Origin of the sequence: Sphingobacterium rhinopitheci (assembly GCF_022627575.1) — a bacterium.
Classification (GTDB): Bacteria; Bacteroidota; Bacteroidia; order Sphingobacteriales; family Sphingobacteriaceae; genus Sphingobacterium; species Sphingobacterium rhinopitheci.
In genome coordinates this window covers 635,564-652,000 of record NZ_JADEYQ010000001.1, presented here as the reverse complement: position 1 = coordinate 652,000, position 16,437 = coordinate 635,564, and the positions used below count along the sequence as shown (strand labels likewise).

17 protein-coding genes are annotated in these 16,437 nt (G+C 33.9%); 11 read left to right on the top strand and 6 right to left on the bottom strand.

Annotated elements, in window-relative coordinates; genetic code table 11:
* The first annotated feature begins 199 nt into the window (after positions 1-199).
* Positions 200-970: an META domain-containing protein gene (locus IP023_RS02860; RefSeq protein WP_241788736.1), complete on the top strand. Its 771-nt coding sequence runs from the start codon at positions 200-202 to the stop codon at positions 968-970.
* 68 nt (positions 971-1,038) lie between these two features.
* On the opposite strand, the gene cysM is transcribed toward IP023_RS02860, so the two are convergent.
* The 4 genes from cysM to IP023_RS02840 all read right to left on the bottom strand — a co-directional run bounded on the left by cysM (position 1,039) and on the right by IP023_RS02840 (position 3,925).
* The gene (cysM, locus tag IP023_RS02855; RefSeq protein ID WP_241788735.1) at positions 1,039-1,911 is read right to left on the bottom strand and encodes a cysteine synthase CysM; all 873 of its coding nucleotides are present in this window, start codon (positions 1,909-1,911) and stop codon (positions 1,039-1,041) included.
* Positions 1,911-2,669, bottom strand: coding sequence for a serine O-acetyltransferase (locus IP023_RS02850; protein ID WP_241788734.1), 759 nt, complete (start codon positions 2,667-2,669; stop codon positions 1,911-1,913). Before IP023_RS02850 ends, cysM begins: the two co-directional genes overlap by 1 nt.
* 97 nt (positions 2,670-2,766) lie before the next feature.
* On the bottom strand, positions 2,767-3,150 hold the full coding sequence (locus IP023_RS02845; protein ID WP_241788733.1) for a DUF3037 domain-containing protein: 384 nt from the start codon (positions 3,148-3,150) through the stop codon (positions 2,767-2,769).
* Positions 3,128-3,925 (bottom strand): HipA family kinase, encoded by a 798-nt coding sequence (locus IP023_RS02840; RefSeq protein ID WP_241788732.1) that lies wholly within the window; start codon positions 3,923-3,925, stop codon positions 3,128-3,130. The genes IP023_RS02845 and IP023_RS02840 overlap by 23 nt, the downstream gene beginning before the upstream one ends.
* 285 nt (positions 3,926-4,210) lie before the next feature.
* Here IP023_RS02840 and IP023_RS02835 point away from each other — a divergent pair, with 285 nt between their 5' ends.
* The 6 genes from IP023_RS02835 to gldG all read left to right on the top strand — a co-directional run bounded on the left by IP023_RS02835 (position 4,211) and on the right by gldG (position 10,760).
* Positions 4,211-4,759, top strand: coding sequence for a DUF1599 domain-containing protein (locus tag IP023_RS02835; RefSeq protein WP_241788731.1), 549 nt, complete (start codon positions 4,211-4,213; stop codon positions 4,757-4,759).
* A 2-nt stretch (positions 4,760-4,761) separates the two neighbouring features.
* On the top strand, positions 4,762-5,967 hold the full coding sequence (locus tag IP023_RS02830) for a BT_3928 family protein (RefSeq protein WP_241788730.1): 1,206 nt from the start codon (positions 4,762-4,764) through the stop codon (positions 5,965-5,967).
* A 2-nt stretch (positions 5,968-5,969) separates the two neighbouring features.
* Positions 5,970-6,479: a shikimate kinase gene (locus IP023_RS02825; protein ID WP_241788729.1), complete on the top strand. Its 510-nt coding sequence runs from the start codon at positions 5,970-5,972 to the stop codon at positions 6,477-6,479.
* A gap of 1 nt (position 6,480) precedes the next feature.
* Positions 6,481-7,458 carry a glycerophosphodiester phosphodiesterase family protein gene (locus IP023_RS02820; RefSeq protein ID WP_241788728.1) on the top strand — a complete coding sequence of 326 codons (978 nt, stop codon included), beginning with the start codon at positions 6,481-6,483 and terminating at the stop codon, positions 7,456-7,458.
* 4 nt (positions 7,459-7,462) lie between these two features.
* Positions 7,463-8,173, top strand: coding sequence for an ATP-binding cassette domain-containing protein (locus IP023_RS02815; RefSeq protein WP_241788727.1), 711 nt, complete (start codon positions 7,463-7,465; stop codon positions 8,171-8,173).
* Between the two features lie 169 nt (positions 8,174-8,342).
* Positions 8,343-10,760, top strand: a complete 2,418-nt coding sequence (gldG, locus tag IP023_RS02810; RefSeq protein ID WP_241788726.1) for a gliding motility-associated ABC transporter substrate-binding protein GldG — start codon at positions 8,343-8,345, stop codon at positions 10,758-10,760.
* Between the two features lie 64 nt (positions 10,761-10,824).
* Here the strand turns inward: gldG and IP023_RS02805 are convergent, their stop codons facing one another.
* Positions 10,825-12,315: a succinate CoA transferase gene (locus IP023_RS02805; RefSeq protein ID WP_241788725.1), complete on the bottom strand. Its 1,491-nt coding sequence runs from the start codon at positions 12,313-12,315 to the stop codon at positions 10,825-10,827.
* 334 nt (positions 12,316-12,649) lie between these two features.
* Between IP023_RS02805 and IP023_RS02800 the strand changes: the two genes are divergently transcribed.
* On the top strand, positions 12,650-13,462 hold the full coding sequence (locus IP023_RS02800) for a helix-turn-helix transcriptional regulator (protein ID WP_241788724.1): 813 nt from the start codon (positions 12,650-12,652) through the stop codon (positions 13,460-13,462).
* Between the two features lie 7 nt (positions 13,463-13,469).
* Entirely contained in the window at positions 13,470-14,342 is an 873-nt protein-coding gene (locus tag IP023_RS02795; RefSeq protein ID WP_241788723.1) for a 3-keto-disaccharide hydrolase, read from the top strand.
* An 85-nt stretch (positions 14,343-14,427) separates the two neighbouring features.
* On the opposite strand, the gene rpsT is transcribed toward IP023_RS02795, so the two are convergent.
* Positions 14,428-14,682: a 30S ribosomal protein S20 gene (rpsT, locus tag IP023_RS02790; protein WP_241788722.1), complete on the bottom strand. Its 255-nt coding sequence runs from the start codon at positions 14,680-14,682 to the stop codon at positions 14,428-14,430.
* Positions 14,683-14,866: 184 nt separating this feature from the next.
* Here rpsT and IP023_RS02785 point away from each other — a divergent pair, with 184 nt between their 5' ends.
* A complete protein-coding gene (locus tag IP023_RS02785; protein WP_241788721.1) occupies positions 14,867-15,397 on the top strand; it encodes an RNA methyltransferase in 531 nt (176 codons plus the stop codon).
* Positions 15,398-15,479: 82 nt separating this feature from the next.
* Positions 15,480-16,352, top strand: a complete 873-nt coding sequence (gene sucD, locus IP023_RS02780) for a succinate--CoA ligase subunit alpha (RefSeq protein WP_241788720.1) — start codon at positions 15,480-15,482, stop codon at positions 16,350-16,352.
* Positions 16,353-16,437 lie beyond the last annotated feature (85 nt).

Below are 16,437 nucleotides of genomic sequence, written 5' to 3'. Positions count from 1 at the left end.
TTCCGAACAGAGAAGTTAAGCCCGCCCGAGCCGATGGTATTGCCGTAACAGGTGGGAGAGTAGGTCGGTGCCTTTTTTTAAACAGAAGCCTTAGAGAAATCTAAGGCTTTTTGCGTTTATAGACTTTTTTATCGATGTGGGTTTTACTTTTCGCACTTTAAATAGTCTAATCTATATTGACAAAATTTAAATTAGTAATATGAATATTAAGTATTTAGTAATGATTGTTTGTACATTGGTATTAACAAGTTGTGCTTCCAAAAAAGATTTAAAAAGTATGAGTAATAATTCTAGCCTATTTGAAAATAAATGGCAAATTGTAGAATTAAAAGGCGTGGCTATTAAAGATAAAGTTAATGGTAAAACTCCTTATTTACTTTTAGATAAGGCTGACCAAAATTATACTGTTATTACAGGTTGTAATACTTTGCATGGTGCTATGACAGTTACTAATACTAATATAAAGTTTGCTAATGGTATTTCTACTATGATGTTTTGTGAGGATATGTCTGTAGAGGACGGTTTTAAAGCTATATTATCAAAGGTTAATTCTTTTCAAGAGGATAGTTCTTTCCTTTATCTTAAAGATGGTAATACTGTTCTAGTAAAATTGAAAAAATATATAGATTCTTCTATTGTAGGGACTTCTTGGCAATTGGATTTGCTATCTGATCCCGGTATTGACTATAAGAAAGTATTTAATTCGGAGAAAAAACCTACTATTTCATTTCTAGAAGGTAATAAAATAGCTGGTAATGGATCATGTAATAATTTTAATGCTAGTATGACTTTAAATGGCAATTCTTTTAATGTAGGTCCTATTATGAGTACAAAAATGATGTGTTCAAATTTGGAAGCTGAGCAAATATTTTTTAATACTCTTGCTAAAGTAAACGGTATTAGTGCTAATGGTGATACCTTAAATCTTTTGATTGGAGATATTGCGGTAATGAGATTTAAAAAAATATAATACTTATCATTGATATATTTTAATAAAGGGTGCATTTTCTAATGGAATGCACCCTTTGTTGTATGATTTTAGCCAAATAAATCGGAGCTTAAATAGCGATCACCTCTATCACATGCTATAAATACTATAATGCCTTCTTCTATTTCGTTGGCTACTTGCAAAGCAGCATGAAAGGCACCTCCTGTACTCATCCCTACGAATATTCCTTCTTTTTTTGCTAGCTCACGTGTTTTTGTTACGGCGTCTATTTGCGCAATATCTATAACTCGATCTACTCGGGATGGATCAAATATTTTTGGTAAGTATTCCTTTGGCCATCTTCTGATTCCGGGGATTGAAGATTCTTCTGTTGGTTGGCAACCTATTATCTGAATGCTAGGATTCTTAGATTTTAGATATATGGAATTACCCATAATAGTACCAGTGGTCCCCATTGCACTTACGAAATGTGTTATTTTACCTTCAGTATCGTTCCATATTTCGGGACCTGTAGTCTTTATATGGGATTCGTAATTGTCAGGATTAGAAAATTGATTTAAGATAAACACTTCTCCTTTAGCAGCTTTCTCCTCTGCATAATCGCGGCATGCTTCCATACTTTCCAATAGTGTCACTTGTGCACCAAAGGCTTCCATGGTCAATACGCGCTCACGGGTCGACGAAGCTGGCATTACTAGTTCTAATTCTACATCATACGCTGACGCAATCATTGCTAGTGCAATACCTGTATTTCCTGAGGTTGCTTCTATTAATTTATCACCCTTTTTTATTTCATGACGCTCAATAGCAGAGCGTATCATGTTCAATGCAGGTCTGTCTTTGACGGATCCACCAGGGTTATTACCTTCTAATTTAGCGAATATTTTAACTTTTGGATTGGTATGAAATGCTGTTATTTCTACCAAAGGTGTATTTCCTATTGAATCAATAATATTTCCCATTAGCTTATTGGCTTTGTGTCTATAAATTTTGAATTTGGTTGATGATAGACTGTTGTATAAGGTTCCACACTGGAAGTCAACCATACATTTCCTCCAATGATAGAATGATGTCCTACAGTCGTATTACCACCTAATATAGTTGCTCCAGCATAGATTATTACATGGTCTTCTATAATTGGATGGCGTTGTACTCCGGCTAATATTTTATCTACACTGAGGGCACCTAATGTTACCCCTTGGTATAATTTTACATGTTTGCCAATGATACAGGTTTCACCGATGACTAGACCCGTACCGTGATCTATATATAGATATTCGTCTATTTGTGCTCCAGGATGTATATCTATACCTGTTTTTGAATGTGCATATTCGGTTAATATACGAGGCAATAGGGGAACCCCTAAATTAAATAACTCATGGGCTAAGCGATATATGCATATTGCCGTAAATCCAGGATAAGTTCTAATTATTTCCCGTATGCTGTTCGCTGCAGGATCACCATCCATTATTGCTTGTGCATCCGTAAGCATAATACGATACAATTCTGGTATTCTTTTGTAAAAAGTATCCGCTATTAGGGCATTATTACATTCAGAGCATGCTTTTGTCTTTAATAAAAGTTCATATAATTCGGCTTCGGAAAGCTGAAATGATTCTTCTAATTGTGTTACACTCTTTATACCTGTTGTATTCCTTTCAGGAAATAGTAGGTATAGAATATTTCTAGCCCAATCAGCAATACGCTTATTGGAAGGCATATCTTGGGCTTCAAGATGTTTTAAAAACAAATCGTTGTAAAAACTGTTTTTGTCACTTAGATGCATATACTCAAAAGTACTATAAATACGACCAATATTATAGAATTAATTTATTAAATAATTCTTCATGTATCTCTTCTGCCGAGAAACACATACCTATGTGTGTAGGTGAAGATTGAATGATGGTACTGCGATTTGCTGTAAGCCAACGAAAACGTTCATCCTGTTCTAAATTAGCAATTTTACCTGCTGTTTTATCGCCATTACATATACGTTGAAAGGATAATAAATGCGCTTTTAACGAATCAATATCAACATCTTGATAAAGCATTCTTAATTTGGCTTCATCTATATGAAATTTTAAACATGCATAACGTTGCTTACGACAGAATAATGCAACTCCTACATTAATAAATTCCTCTCTTTCTACACGAGGTACAGCCCTCACTACAGCATATTCATATACAGTTCTTTCGCTCATGTTCAATCTGTTGGATAAATAATTCGGTATGTGCTATTCTACCTATTAAAAATTGAAGATATACCTCCCGCACTTCGTTAGCTGTTAAATCACGCCCTTCTTCTATTAACCATTCGTCAGGAATTGTATCCAATATGTTCTGGATATTTTCTGTGCTAAACTTATCTTTATACGAGCTATCTATTTCACGTACTTGGCTAGCTTTTTTTAGTAAGACATGATCTTTTATTTGTACAAAAGGCTTAACCATTTGTTCTTGCCAATTATCCCATGAATGATGGAAATACAAGGATGCACCATGGTCAATAAGCCATAGCTCTTTATGCCAAATAAGCATATTTGTGTTTCTAGCTGTCCTATCGACATTCATGAGTAAGGCATCGAGCCATACGATTTTGGAAGCTTCGACTTCTTGAATATCGTCTACATTGGCATCAAATGTTATAGCGCCATTTAAAAAATGAACACCTAAATTTTTACCAACGGAGAATTTGAGTAAATCTTGAATCTCTTCGTCTGGTTCTAAGCGGGCAAAAGATCCATCTAAGTTAGCAAATACTAACTCAGGCATGCGAAGCCCTAATATACGGGCCAATTCACCACCTATCAACTCTGCTACTAGTGCTTTTTTCCCTTGGCCTGCACCTCTAAATTTGATGACATAGCTAAATCCATCATCAGCATCTACCAAACCTGGAAGGGAGCCACCTTCTCTGAAAGGTTGTATATATCTAATGATATTTACTTCTCTTATTTCGGGTTTATTCAATTTCATTCTTTACCTACTATTAAGTATATACTATATAATCTCGAATTCTTACTGGTATAATATATCAAGGACATATTAGGATTGATTGTTCTTGCATTTTATAACATTTAAAACAATATTTATTGTTTCTATGAATTCATCATTTTATAGGATATAGTATTTTATACTAAATTAACTGAAATGCAGCTACTTTTTAGATAAAAAGTAAAAAGCTACGCTTTTGTGACTAACAACAAATGCCTAATTGTGATTATATTTGTGAAAGAAATTTTCTATTTAATATATCTAAAAATGGATACTACTACAGAATATAATGCCGTTATAAAATATTGTAAAGATTTATTTATCAAGAAATCCAAGGACTATGGTACCTCATGGCGTATCATGCGTTTGAGTTCTATTACAGATCAACTATATATTAAAGCGAAGCGTATCCGTACATTGGAAGTAAAAAAAGTTTCTAAAGTAGGGGATGATATTGCAGACGAGTTTGTAGCTATTGTTAATTATTGTGTGATAGCATTGATGCAATTAGATTTGGGAGAAGATGGGGAAGAGAATTTACCTCTAGCAATAGTAGATACTGAATATACGAATAAGGTTAATGAGACCAGAGATTTGATGTTTGCGAAAAACCATGATTATGGTGAAGCTTGGCGTGATATGCGCGTGTCATCGATGACAGATATGATCTTAATGAAGTTGCATCGTGTAAAGCAAATGGAAGACAATGGTGGTAAGACAATTGCTTCTGAAGGCTTTGTAGGCAATTATCAAGATATGCTTAACTATGCTGTTTTTTGTTTAATAAAATTAGGTTACGCTTCAAAAAATAATTAATCATGAGTACGACATCATTCTATAGTCCATTGCAAACGAAAAAAGATAGTCCAGAGATTTTATTGTGGATATCTAGAATTTTTGTAGGTCTTCTATTTATTTTTTCTGGTTTGATTAAAGCTAATGATCCGATGGGATTTGGCTTTAAACTGCAAGAATATTTTCATGTTTTCAAGACAAGCTTTTTAAACGATTACAGTACTTATATAGCTATAGCGATCTGTGCATTAGAGATTATATTTGGTGTTTTATTAATATTAGGTATTGCCGGACGTAAAGTAGCTTGGGGCTTATTATTATTGATTATATTTTTTACGTTCTTAACGTTTTATTCTGCATTTTTTGAAGTAGTCACTTCTTGTGGTTGTTTTGGTGATGCTATTCCACTTACACCATGGGAATCTTTTGGTAAAGACTTAGTTTTGTTGGCATTTATATTGGTTATCTTTATTAAGAGAGATAAAATTAAACCCTTGATTGCGAGTTCTTTTACCAATAATTTATTTACTTTTCTTACCATTGTTGTTGCTTTTGGGATAGGTATTTACACGATGTGTTTCCTTCCTTTTGTAGATTTTTTACCCTACAAAGTAGGTGCTAATATTCCTCAATTAATGCAACTGCCCGAAGGAGCTGAAATGGATGAATATGAAATTATATATACTTTAAAACACAAGCAAAGTAATGAGGAGCAAAAGGTAACAGATAAGGAGTACATGGACCAAAAAATATGGGAAGATGAGAATTGGGAGATTGTAGGGGAGCCCATCTCTAAACTGTTGAAAAAAGGTTATCAAGTGCCAATTTCTGACCTTATAATTTCGGATGCAGATGGAAATGATGTGACGCAAGAAATAATTACTAATCCTTATTACAATTTTGTGGTAACGAGTGTTGATGTTACAAAAATGAGCCCTGTGGATCTTCTTGCTTTAGATAAAATGAATCAAACTATACATGATATAGGTACGGAAAATAATATTAGAGCTGTTTTGTTAACAGCTAGTTCTGCTGACGATGTAAAATATATCAGCGAGCAATTGGATTTAGTTTTCGAAATATTTTATGTAGATGCTATACCGTTGAAGAGTATGGTACGATCAAATCCTGGAATTATGTTACTTCAAAATGGTAATATTATTAATAAATGGTCAAAACTTTCTTTCCCAGATAAAGAAAACCTAATAAATACTTATCTTAATAAATAATTATGGATAAACCTGTATTCTTGATCGGCTTTATGGGGAGTGGTAAGACGACCTGGGGAAAAAAAATAGCTGCTGCGTTACAATTGCCTTTTATTGATTTGGATCATGAGATCGTCAACTATATAGGAATGACTATTCCTGAATATTTCGAAGCGCATGGCGAGGATAGTTTTCGAAGATTAGAAAATGAATTTTTGAAAAAACAAGCTACTAAAAAAGCAATTATTTCAACCGGTGGAGGTACGCCATGTTATTATGATAATATGGAATGGATTAAAGCTAATGGATTAGCTTTGTACCTGTATCATACACCCAAGTCGCTATGGTCTCGATTGAGTCAATCTGATGTCAATAAAAGACCTGTTCTCAAAGGTTTGACAGGTGAGGAGTTGCTTTCTTTTATAGAATCCAAATTAGTAGAGCGTGAACCATATTATAGTCAAGCGCATATAAAAGTAGAACAAATAAATACACCGCTTGAGCAGATTGTCAATATAATTAAAGCATATTAAGATGTATAGAAAGATCCCTCAGTATGTTTTTTTAGTTATCGGTATTTCCTTTATAGTAGGAATAGTTGGTTGTTTTAACGATGTTTCTACCGCTAATAATAATAGTAATAAGTCAAAAAAAGATATTTTTCAGAATGGTAATTTTAAATTAAATACTGTTGAAGATTTATATCAGTTATTAACATTTGATGACAATAGATATCCTTTAATTAGTGCACATAGAGGTGGTGCGAGTAAAGGATATCCCGAGAACGCAATTGAAACTTTTCAAAATGTCGCCAATCATTTACCCGTAATTATAGAATGCGATATACGATTGAGTAAAGATTCTATATTGGTTTTGATGCATGATGAAACATTAGATCGTACCACAACAGGAACCGGCAAAGTGAGTGATTATACATGGGAAGAGCTGAAGCGTCTCCAGCTTAAAGACCCTTATGGAAAAGTAACAAATTATAAAATTCCTACATTGCAACAAGCATTATTATGGGGTAAAAATAAGGTTGTTTATACCTTGGATGTAAAAAAAGATGTACCTTATAATTTGCTTTCTAATGTAATAGAAAAAGCGAATGCGGAGCATTATGCTGTCGTTATAACCTATAGCGCTAATCAAGCTAGAGCTTTATACAGTATTAATCCCGAGTTGGTAATTTCGGCATCGATCCAATCCGATAAAGATTTAAGACGTTTGACAGAGTTTGGTATTCCTGATAATAGACTTATCGCTTTTGTGGGAACAAGTTTACCGGATGATGATTTAGTGGTACTACTGCATAGCCATGGGATCAAAACTATTGTCGGGACATTGGGCAATTTGGATAAGAAAGCACAAGCTGATGGTTATCAACTATACGCAGATTTTATAGATAAGGGAGCAGATGTAATAAGTACCGATTATCCTTTGGAAGCAAAAAAAGCACTCGATTATTATATTCGAAAAAGAAAATTGTCCTCACCTTATATTAATAACTAATACTATGGCTATAGAAGTTATAAATCTTACTAAAATGTATGCTTCGCAAAAAGCATTAGATCATATAACTTTTAAGACTGGCTCTAACCATATTATAGGTTTTCTGGGACCTAATGGCGCAGGGAAATCTACGATGATGAAAATTGTTACAGGTATCTTGGCAGCAGATGAAGGGGATATTTTTATTAATGGTTTGGATATCAAAAAAGATCCTTTATTGATGAAAAGTAAAATCGGTTATCTCCCAGAAAATAATCCCTTATACCTAGATATGTATGTGCGTGAAATATTAAGCTATGAAGCCGATGTACATGCTATAAAGGATAAAAATAATCGTATAAATGAAGTTATCCATAGGACGGGGCTGATGGAGGAGCAACATAAGAAAGTAGGCCAATTGTCCAAAGGATATAAGCAGCGCGTAGGATTAGCGATGGCCATAATCCATAATCCTGAAGTACTTATTCTTGATGAACCCACATCTGGATTAGATCCAAATCAAATTTTAGAAATAAGAAATCTTATTAAAACTTTGGCTATGGATAAGACAGTTTTGCTGTCTACGCATATTATGCAAGAAGTGGATGCAATCTGTGACGAAGTGATTATTATTAGTAAAGGACATCTAAAAGACTATTTTCTGAAAAATGAACAAAGTTATAAGTATGCAGGATTAACAACAGAAGATATTTTTGTTCAACTTACGCGTTCTTAAATAGTAAGTATAGATCTTTATCATATAGCGATTTCTTACTATATTTTTAGTGCCAATCACATTATAATTTTTAGGTTACAATTAATTTATTGACATATAAAGCTTTATGCTATTGTATGCTGTTTTATATTTTCCTATTTTAGAGTGTAATCTAATTGTACCTAAAAAATTGTTTAGTATATATAAAAAGGAAGTATTAAGTTATTTCAATTCATTAATTGGCTATTTGGCTATAGCTTTTTTTTTATTAATTGCAGGATTAGTATTATGGGTATTCCCTGATACATCGATTCTTGATTCTGGATATGCCTCTTTGGAAGGATTCTTCAATTTAGCACCTTATTTATTTATCTTTTTAATACCCGCTATTATGATGCGTAGTATTGCTGGTGAAAAGATGGATGGTACATATGATTTGCTATTAAGTCGGCCGTTGAGTATGGTACAAATTGTACTAGGGAAGTTTTTCGGTGGTTTGACCATTGTGATACTAGCTATAGTACCTACGTTATTGTATAGTGTTTCTATCTATTTATTAGCTTATCCTGTCGGAAATATTGATATAGGTACTATTATAGGCTCCTATATAGGCTTAATATTTCTGGCGAGTTGCTTTGTGGCCATATCTTTATTTTGTTCCTCTTTGGTAAATAATCCAATTGTCGCCTTTCTATTAGCGGTCTTTGTTAATTTTTTCATGTTCTACGGAATAGGTGCTACAAGTCAGATTATGGCATTAGGTGACTTCGAATATTATATTAAGAATTTGGGAATACAGGAACATTATTTAGCGATTAGTAGAGGGGTGTTAATGGCAAAAGATTGTATTTATTTTTGTAGTGTTGTTATTTTATTTTTGATTTTTTCTATAGGTCATTTAACTCGTTCTTTTAGTGTACGAAAAAGGTTAATTACATTATATCTTCTGACACTAACAGTTATTCTCCTTATCAATCAAGATTTTGTGACCCGTTACTTAGATCGTATTGATTTTTCTGAGGACAAGCGTTTTACATTAACTGGTACTTCTAAAGATATTGTAAGTTCTTTAGATGATGATATTTATATTACCATATTTTTGGATGGGGATTTGCCTAGTGGTTTTAAGCGGTTAAGGGAAGCGTCTATTAATATGGCTAATGACTTGAGATCTTATGCTAAGGGAAAAATTCATGTGAATTTAATTGATCCTTCGTCTGGTTCTGTAGAAGAGCAAGGAAAGTTTAAGACAGCATTGATAGAGCGAGGTCTTTTTCCTACTAATTTGAATGTAAAGTCAGCGGATGGTTACTCTCAAAAGTTGATATTTCCCTATGCCATAATTAATCGTGGTGACAAAGAGATAAATGTTAATTTTTTGCAGAATCGTACAGGGCAAACACCAGATCAAATTTTGAATAATTCTATTCAAAATTTGGAATATGCTTTTGTATCTGCTATTACTAAGGCTAGTAATAATACCTCTCCTTTTATTGCCTTTACAGAGGGGCATGGTGAAGCTTCAGATTTACAGCTTTATGATGCTATGCATAGCTTAGCTGTTGCAAACCAAGTTGGGAGGTTAAACTTGGATTCTATTAAATTAGAGGACTTAAAGAAAATTCAGGTGCTCATCATTGCCAAACCGCAGGAAAAATTCTCCGAATCCGATAAATATAAAATCGATTTCTATGTCCGTAATGGAGGTTCAATTATTTGGGCGATAGACCAAATAGATGCTTCGATGGATTATATACGTGAATCTGGGGCACAAACGCTGATCGGTAGGGAACTGAATCTTGATGATCAGTTATTTTTATATGGTGCGCGACTAAAGTATGAAATTATAGCTGATTTAAATTGTTCACAGATACCTTTATCTATGGGAAATGTAGGAGGACAAGCTCAAATAGAGTTAGCTCCATGGTATTTTTTTCCTATTATAATGCCTAATTCTACTCATCCTATCATCAGAAACTTAGATGGTATTAGATCCGAATTTGTAGGTACTATTGATACAATTGCTAGTGAAGGTATCCAAAAGGAAGTATTATTAACAAGCTCCCCATTCGCTAGAGTATTAAAAACTCCCTCCACTATTTCTTTACAAATGGTAGAAGAAATCCCCGATCCTACCAAATTTAAAAGCCAACCTTATCCAATAGCTGTACTTTTGACAGGTAAATTCCCTTATTTGTATGAAAATAGACCTACGCCTGAGAATATATTTGAAACAGTTGATCTTTCGCTCATTTCGAAAGCAGCAAAAATGTTTGTTATCGCTGATGGTGATTGGTTGATAAATCAGGTAAATGCCAAAGATCAATCTCCTTTTCCATTGGGATGGGATCGTTATACAGAAAAGCAATATGCAAATAAAATTCTATTAGAAAATGTTATTGATTATCTGATGAACGATGAACAATTAATTGCTCTACGCAATAGAGAAGTGAAGCTTCGATTGTTAGATAAAGCCCTTGTTAAACAAGATAGATTGATGTGGCAAATGGTAAATGTAGTATGTCCTATTGTGATTTTATTGTTGGTAGGTGCTGGCCAGCAATATTTACGGAAGCGTAAATACAAGAAGTCATTTGTGACCAATTAGGTGGCCTATAAAAAAAGCCGTAGATTAGTACCTACAGCTTTTTTATGATGGAATAATAATATTCTTATTTTTTCATTGATCCAGTCTCTTTTAATCTTGTATGCCAAGAGAATGCTTCTTCTAAGATATGTGGGGTTTGGCCACCTCTTAATTCACATGCTCTTTCGAAATAAGATAATAACTCTTCTTTGTAATCTGGATGAACACAGTTTTTGATAATCTCTAATGCTCTTTCGCGAGGTGCTAAACCTCTCAAATCTGCCAATCCTTGCTCTGTTACAATTATATCTACATCGTGCTCTGTATGGTCAACATGGGATACCATTGGTACGATTGAAGAAATATTACCACCTTTAGCAATCGAAGCAGTTACGAAAATAGAAATGTACGCATTACGCGCGAAATCTCCTGAACCACCGATACCATTCATCATGTGTGTACCAGATACGTGTGTAGAGTTTACATTACCATAGATGTCGCATTCAATTGATGTATTGATACCAATAATACCTAGACGACGGATTACTTCACAAGAGTTTGATATCGCTTGTGGACGCAATACTATTTTGTCTTTATATTTCTCGATATTGTTGATTACACGGTCATAACATTCTTGTGATACGGTCATCGATGATGCAGAAGCAAAGTTCATCTTACCTGAATCGATCAAATCAAAAGTCGAATCCTGTAATACTTCAGAATACATTACTAAATTTTCAAAATTAGAATGCTCTAATCCGCCTAATACAGCATTAGCTACTTTGCCAATACCACATTGTAATGGCTTTAATTCTTTTGTCAAACGACCTGCTTCAACTTCTTCTTCAAAGAAAGTAACAATATTCTTGGCGATAGCCGATGTAGCTTCATCAGCAGGTACTATGTCACCAGCCATATCTTGTATATCATGAAATACGATACCTGCAATTTTCGAAGGGTCGATTTTGATATATTCTGTGCCGATTTTGGTGTCGCAAGATGTAATGTTTATTGCTGTGCGAGATCCGTAATCCTCCACTTTATAGATGTCATGTATACCACGAATCGCGGTAGGAATAGAAGTGTTAATTTCTAAGATGATTTTATCTGCGCTTTTCGCTATATCAACATTATTACCTACAGAAGTAGTTGGAATTATTGAACCGTCTTCTAATATTTCTGTAACTTCTAAAATAGCAACATCAATTTTGAACTCACCATTTAAAATGTGTTCTGCTGTTTCACCTAAATGTTGGTCAATGAATAATACATTGCCAGTATTAATATTTTTTCGTAATACGGTATCAACTTGAAAGGGTAAGCGCTTTTTTAAAGCTCCGCTTTCTGCCAATTCAGCATCTGTGTCATGTCCTAAAGATGCACCTGTTACTAAAGTGATTTTTAGATCTTCATTTTTAGCACGTTGTGCAAATGCCTTCAAAACTACTTTTGTGTCTCCGCCTCTAGTAAAGCCACTAGAGCCAACAATCATTCCATTATTGATTAAGGCTGCAGCCTCTTGTGCAGTCATCACTTTGTCGCGTAATGCTTCTAATCCAATTCTTTCGTAACCCATTCTATTTAATCTAAACAGTGATATAATACTAGTCACTTTAACTGTGCAATATTAGATATAATTTAAAATCATACTTTATCGTAAACAGACATCAAATTATCAATAAAACACAAAAAAATGATAACTGTTTAATAATCAGGGATAAAAAATATTTCGTCATATATAGATTACAATTGATTGCAATGTAAGTGGCTGGTGTACAGTTGGATATAAATTTTGTTTTTTTAATTAATTGGTCAGAATGATTGAATTACAGGTGATTGTAAAGTGATTAAACACTTACTTTTTGGTATTGTAATCAAAAAAGGTGAAATTTGCATGTAAATAGTACAATATGGAAAAGGAATATGTAAATAAGTATTACGTAACAGAGGTGGATGCTTTCGAAGATAGCATATATTGTCATCACGCCATGATGGGCGACAGTTATATAGGAGATCACGTTCATAAGAAGGGGCAATTTCTGTATACTGAGGGAGGGGTTGTATTTTTAAAGACTTCTACAAAGTCATACTTTTTACCTGCAAGGCACTATATTTGGATTCCAGCAGGCGTAAAACACAGTATTCATCCAAGTTCAACTCATGTTATTATGAGGAATCTTTATTTTCCTGAGTATGAAACGGATACGGATTTCTTTAATAAGATTAATATTTATCCTGTGAATGATTTGCTTATAGAGTTAATTATGTTCACGAATCGCTGGAATGGGAATATATTTCCAGTAGAGGAGCCCAAGTATTCTATAGCTAAAGCATTTAAACTTTTATTGCCCGAACTTTCGCAGTCTGAATTGCCTTTGGCTTTACCTTATCCACAACATCCTAAATTAAAAGGTATTGTTTCTTTTTTAGAAGAGAATATTTCTGAGAATGTAAATTTTAAAAACCTATCTCAAAAATTTGATGTAAGTGAGCGTACACTTGCTAGGTTGTTTCAGAAAGAGTTAAGTATGTCATTCATACAGTATTATACAATTTTGAGAATGTTGACAGCCTTGAAATTGTTATTGGACGAAAAGTTAAGTGTTAATGAAGTCGCTTTGAAAGTTGGATATAGTAGTTTACCTACTTTTAGTAATACCTTTAACAAAGTAATTGGTGTCAGACCTAGCGATTACGTAAAACACCAGCATACGCTTTTATAAATTTAAAATGAAAATCAAATCAACCTTAACCTTATTGATTGCAAGTACTACATTATTAGCTTGTGGATTAAGTAATCAAACTACGCGTAAAGATCCTATTCCAAAACCTATCCAATTATTTAATGGTAAAGACATTAATAATTGGACACCAAAAATAAGATTACATGAAGTAGGAGAAAATTTTGGTAATACTTTCCGCGTAGAGGATGGATTACTGAAAGTCAGATATGATCAATATGACGATTTTGATCAGCAATATGGCCACTTAGCTTATAATAAGCCTTATGGTTATTATATATTGAGAGTAGAATATCGTTTTGTTGGTGATCAATCTAAAGGCGGTGAAGGCTGGGCTTGGCGCAATAGTGGGGCTATGCTTCATGGACAAAAGCCATCAACGATGTTGAAAAATCAAGATTTTCCTATTTCAATAGAAGGTCAATTATTAGGCGGTGATAATACAGCAACTTCAATTAGAACTACATCTAATCTATGTACTCCAGGGACCAATGTAGTATATAAAGATGAATTTTTTACACCACATTGTGTTAACTCTACATCTAAGACTTATCATGGTGATCAATGGGTAACAGCTGATTTTGTTGTTTTAGGCGATTCTGTTATCAAGCATGTATTGGATGGCGAAGTAGTATTGCAATATGCTAAGCCTCAAATAGGTGGTGGGAATGTCGAAAACTATGATCCAAAATATAAAAATGATGGTCAAGCATTGACTAGCGGATATATTTATTTACAATCTGAAAGTCATCCAATAGATTTTAGAAAAGTCGAATTGTATGATTTAGAGAAGTATAAAGATAAACCACAAGTTCTTAATACGATCATTGAGAAGGTAATAAACCAAAAAAACTCGAATTAAATTCGAGTTTTTTTTTGATTAAAATTTAAAAACAAGAAAAGGGATACAGCTAGGTATCCCTTTATATTTTAATCAAACAGTCTAATTAACCTAATTTGTTAACAAATTTAGTCAATTTAGATTTGTTGTTAGATGCTTTTTTCTTGTGAATAACGTTTTTCTTAGCTAAACGATCTAGCATAGAAACAACAGTTGGTAACAATGCTTTAGCTTCTGTAGCATCTGTAGTGTTACGTAATTTCTTGATTGCGTTACGCGTAGTTTTTGCTTGGTAACGGTTTCTTAAACGCTTCGCAGCGTTAGCTCTAATTCTTTTAATCGCTGATTTATGATTTGCCATTTCTCTTAGCTATATTTTATATTTTTTTATACTAAATTCGGACTGCAAAAATAAATAGTTTTATTTAATATTCAAAATCTATTTTGAATATTATTTTGTTAAACCATTAAATTTATATCCTTGCCTGCAAATATACGAAAAACAGTTCATTTTCTTATTCTCCTTTTAATCTTTAATTTTGTGCATGCAAAAATTATCCATGGATCAATTGAATCGCGTAGACGTAGATTCTTTTAAAGCTCAGCAAAAAACACCTATAGTATTAGTATTAGACAATGTGCGTAGTATGCACAATGTGGGTTCTGCTTTTCGTACAGCGGATGGATTTGCTATAGAAAAAATTGTTTTGTGTGGTATAACTGCTACTCCTCCACACCGTGAAATTGAAAAAACAGCCCTAGGAGCTACTCAGTCTGTCGAATGGGTGCATGTAAAAGATAATACGGAGGCTGTTAAATTATTGAAACAAGAGGGCTATAAAGTATACGCTGTAGAACAAGCGGAGGGTGCTATATTTTTAAATGATTTTACTGCTCTACCGAATGAAAAAATCGCCCTTGTATTTGGTAATGAAGTTCACGGCGTAGACGAAGAAGTGATGTCCTTAGTAAATGGCTGTATTGAAATTCCTCAATTTGGTACCAAACATTCTTTTAATGTATCAGTTACAATCGGAATTGTTTTGTGGGACATAGTACGTAAAACGCGCTTTTAATAAAAAAAAGTCCGAATAGAGTAAGCTTTTTTTCTGTAAGTCATAACAAAATGGTAGATTTGCTCTGCAAAAAATAAGAACAATGAGCGTATTAGTAAATAAAGATTCAAAAGTTATCGTCCAAGGATTCACTGGAACAGAAGGTACTTACCATGCTTCTCAAATGATTGAGTATGGAACTCAAGTTGTTGGTGGAGTAACTCCAGGAAAAGGTGGTCAATCTCACTTAGACCGTCCTGTATTCAATACAGTGCAAGATGCCGTTAATACTACAGGCGCAAATGTATCTATCATTTTCGTACCACCAGCATTTGCTGCTGATGCTATTATGGAAGCTGCTGCTGCGGGTATTGCTTTGATTGTATGTATTACGGAAGGTATTCCAACTAAAGATATGATTCAAGTAAAATCTTACTTGAGCGATAAGGATTCTCGTTTGATCGGCCCTAACTGTCCAGGTATTATTACAGCAGAAGAAGCTAAAATTGGTATTATGCCAGGATTTATCTTCAAAACTGGTAAAGTAGGTGTTGTTTCTAAATCAGGTACATTGACTTATGAAGCTGTAGATCAAACAGTGAAAGCAGGATTAGGAATTTCTACGGCTATTGGTATTGGTGGTGACCCTATCATTGGAACAACTACGAAAGAGGCTGTTGAATTATTAATGAATGACCCTGAAACGGAAGGTATTATCATGATCGGTGAAATCGGTGGTGGTATGGAAGCCGAAGCGGCACGTTGGATTAAAGAAAATGGTACTAAACCAGTTGTTGGTTTTATCGCAGGTCAAACAGCGCCTCCGGGACGCCGTATGGGCCACGCTGGAGCTATCGTAGGTGGTGCTGAAGATACAGCAGCTGCAAAAATGGCTATCATGCGTGAGTGTGGTATTCGTGTTGTTGAATCTCCAGCAGAAATTGGAAAGGCAATGGCTGAAGAACTAGCTAAGTAATTTTTTAAACATTATATTAAAAAGAGGCTCTAAGCCTCTTTTTTTTGTTTTACATAGTTATTGCTTAGGTCGTTATTGCATAAAT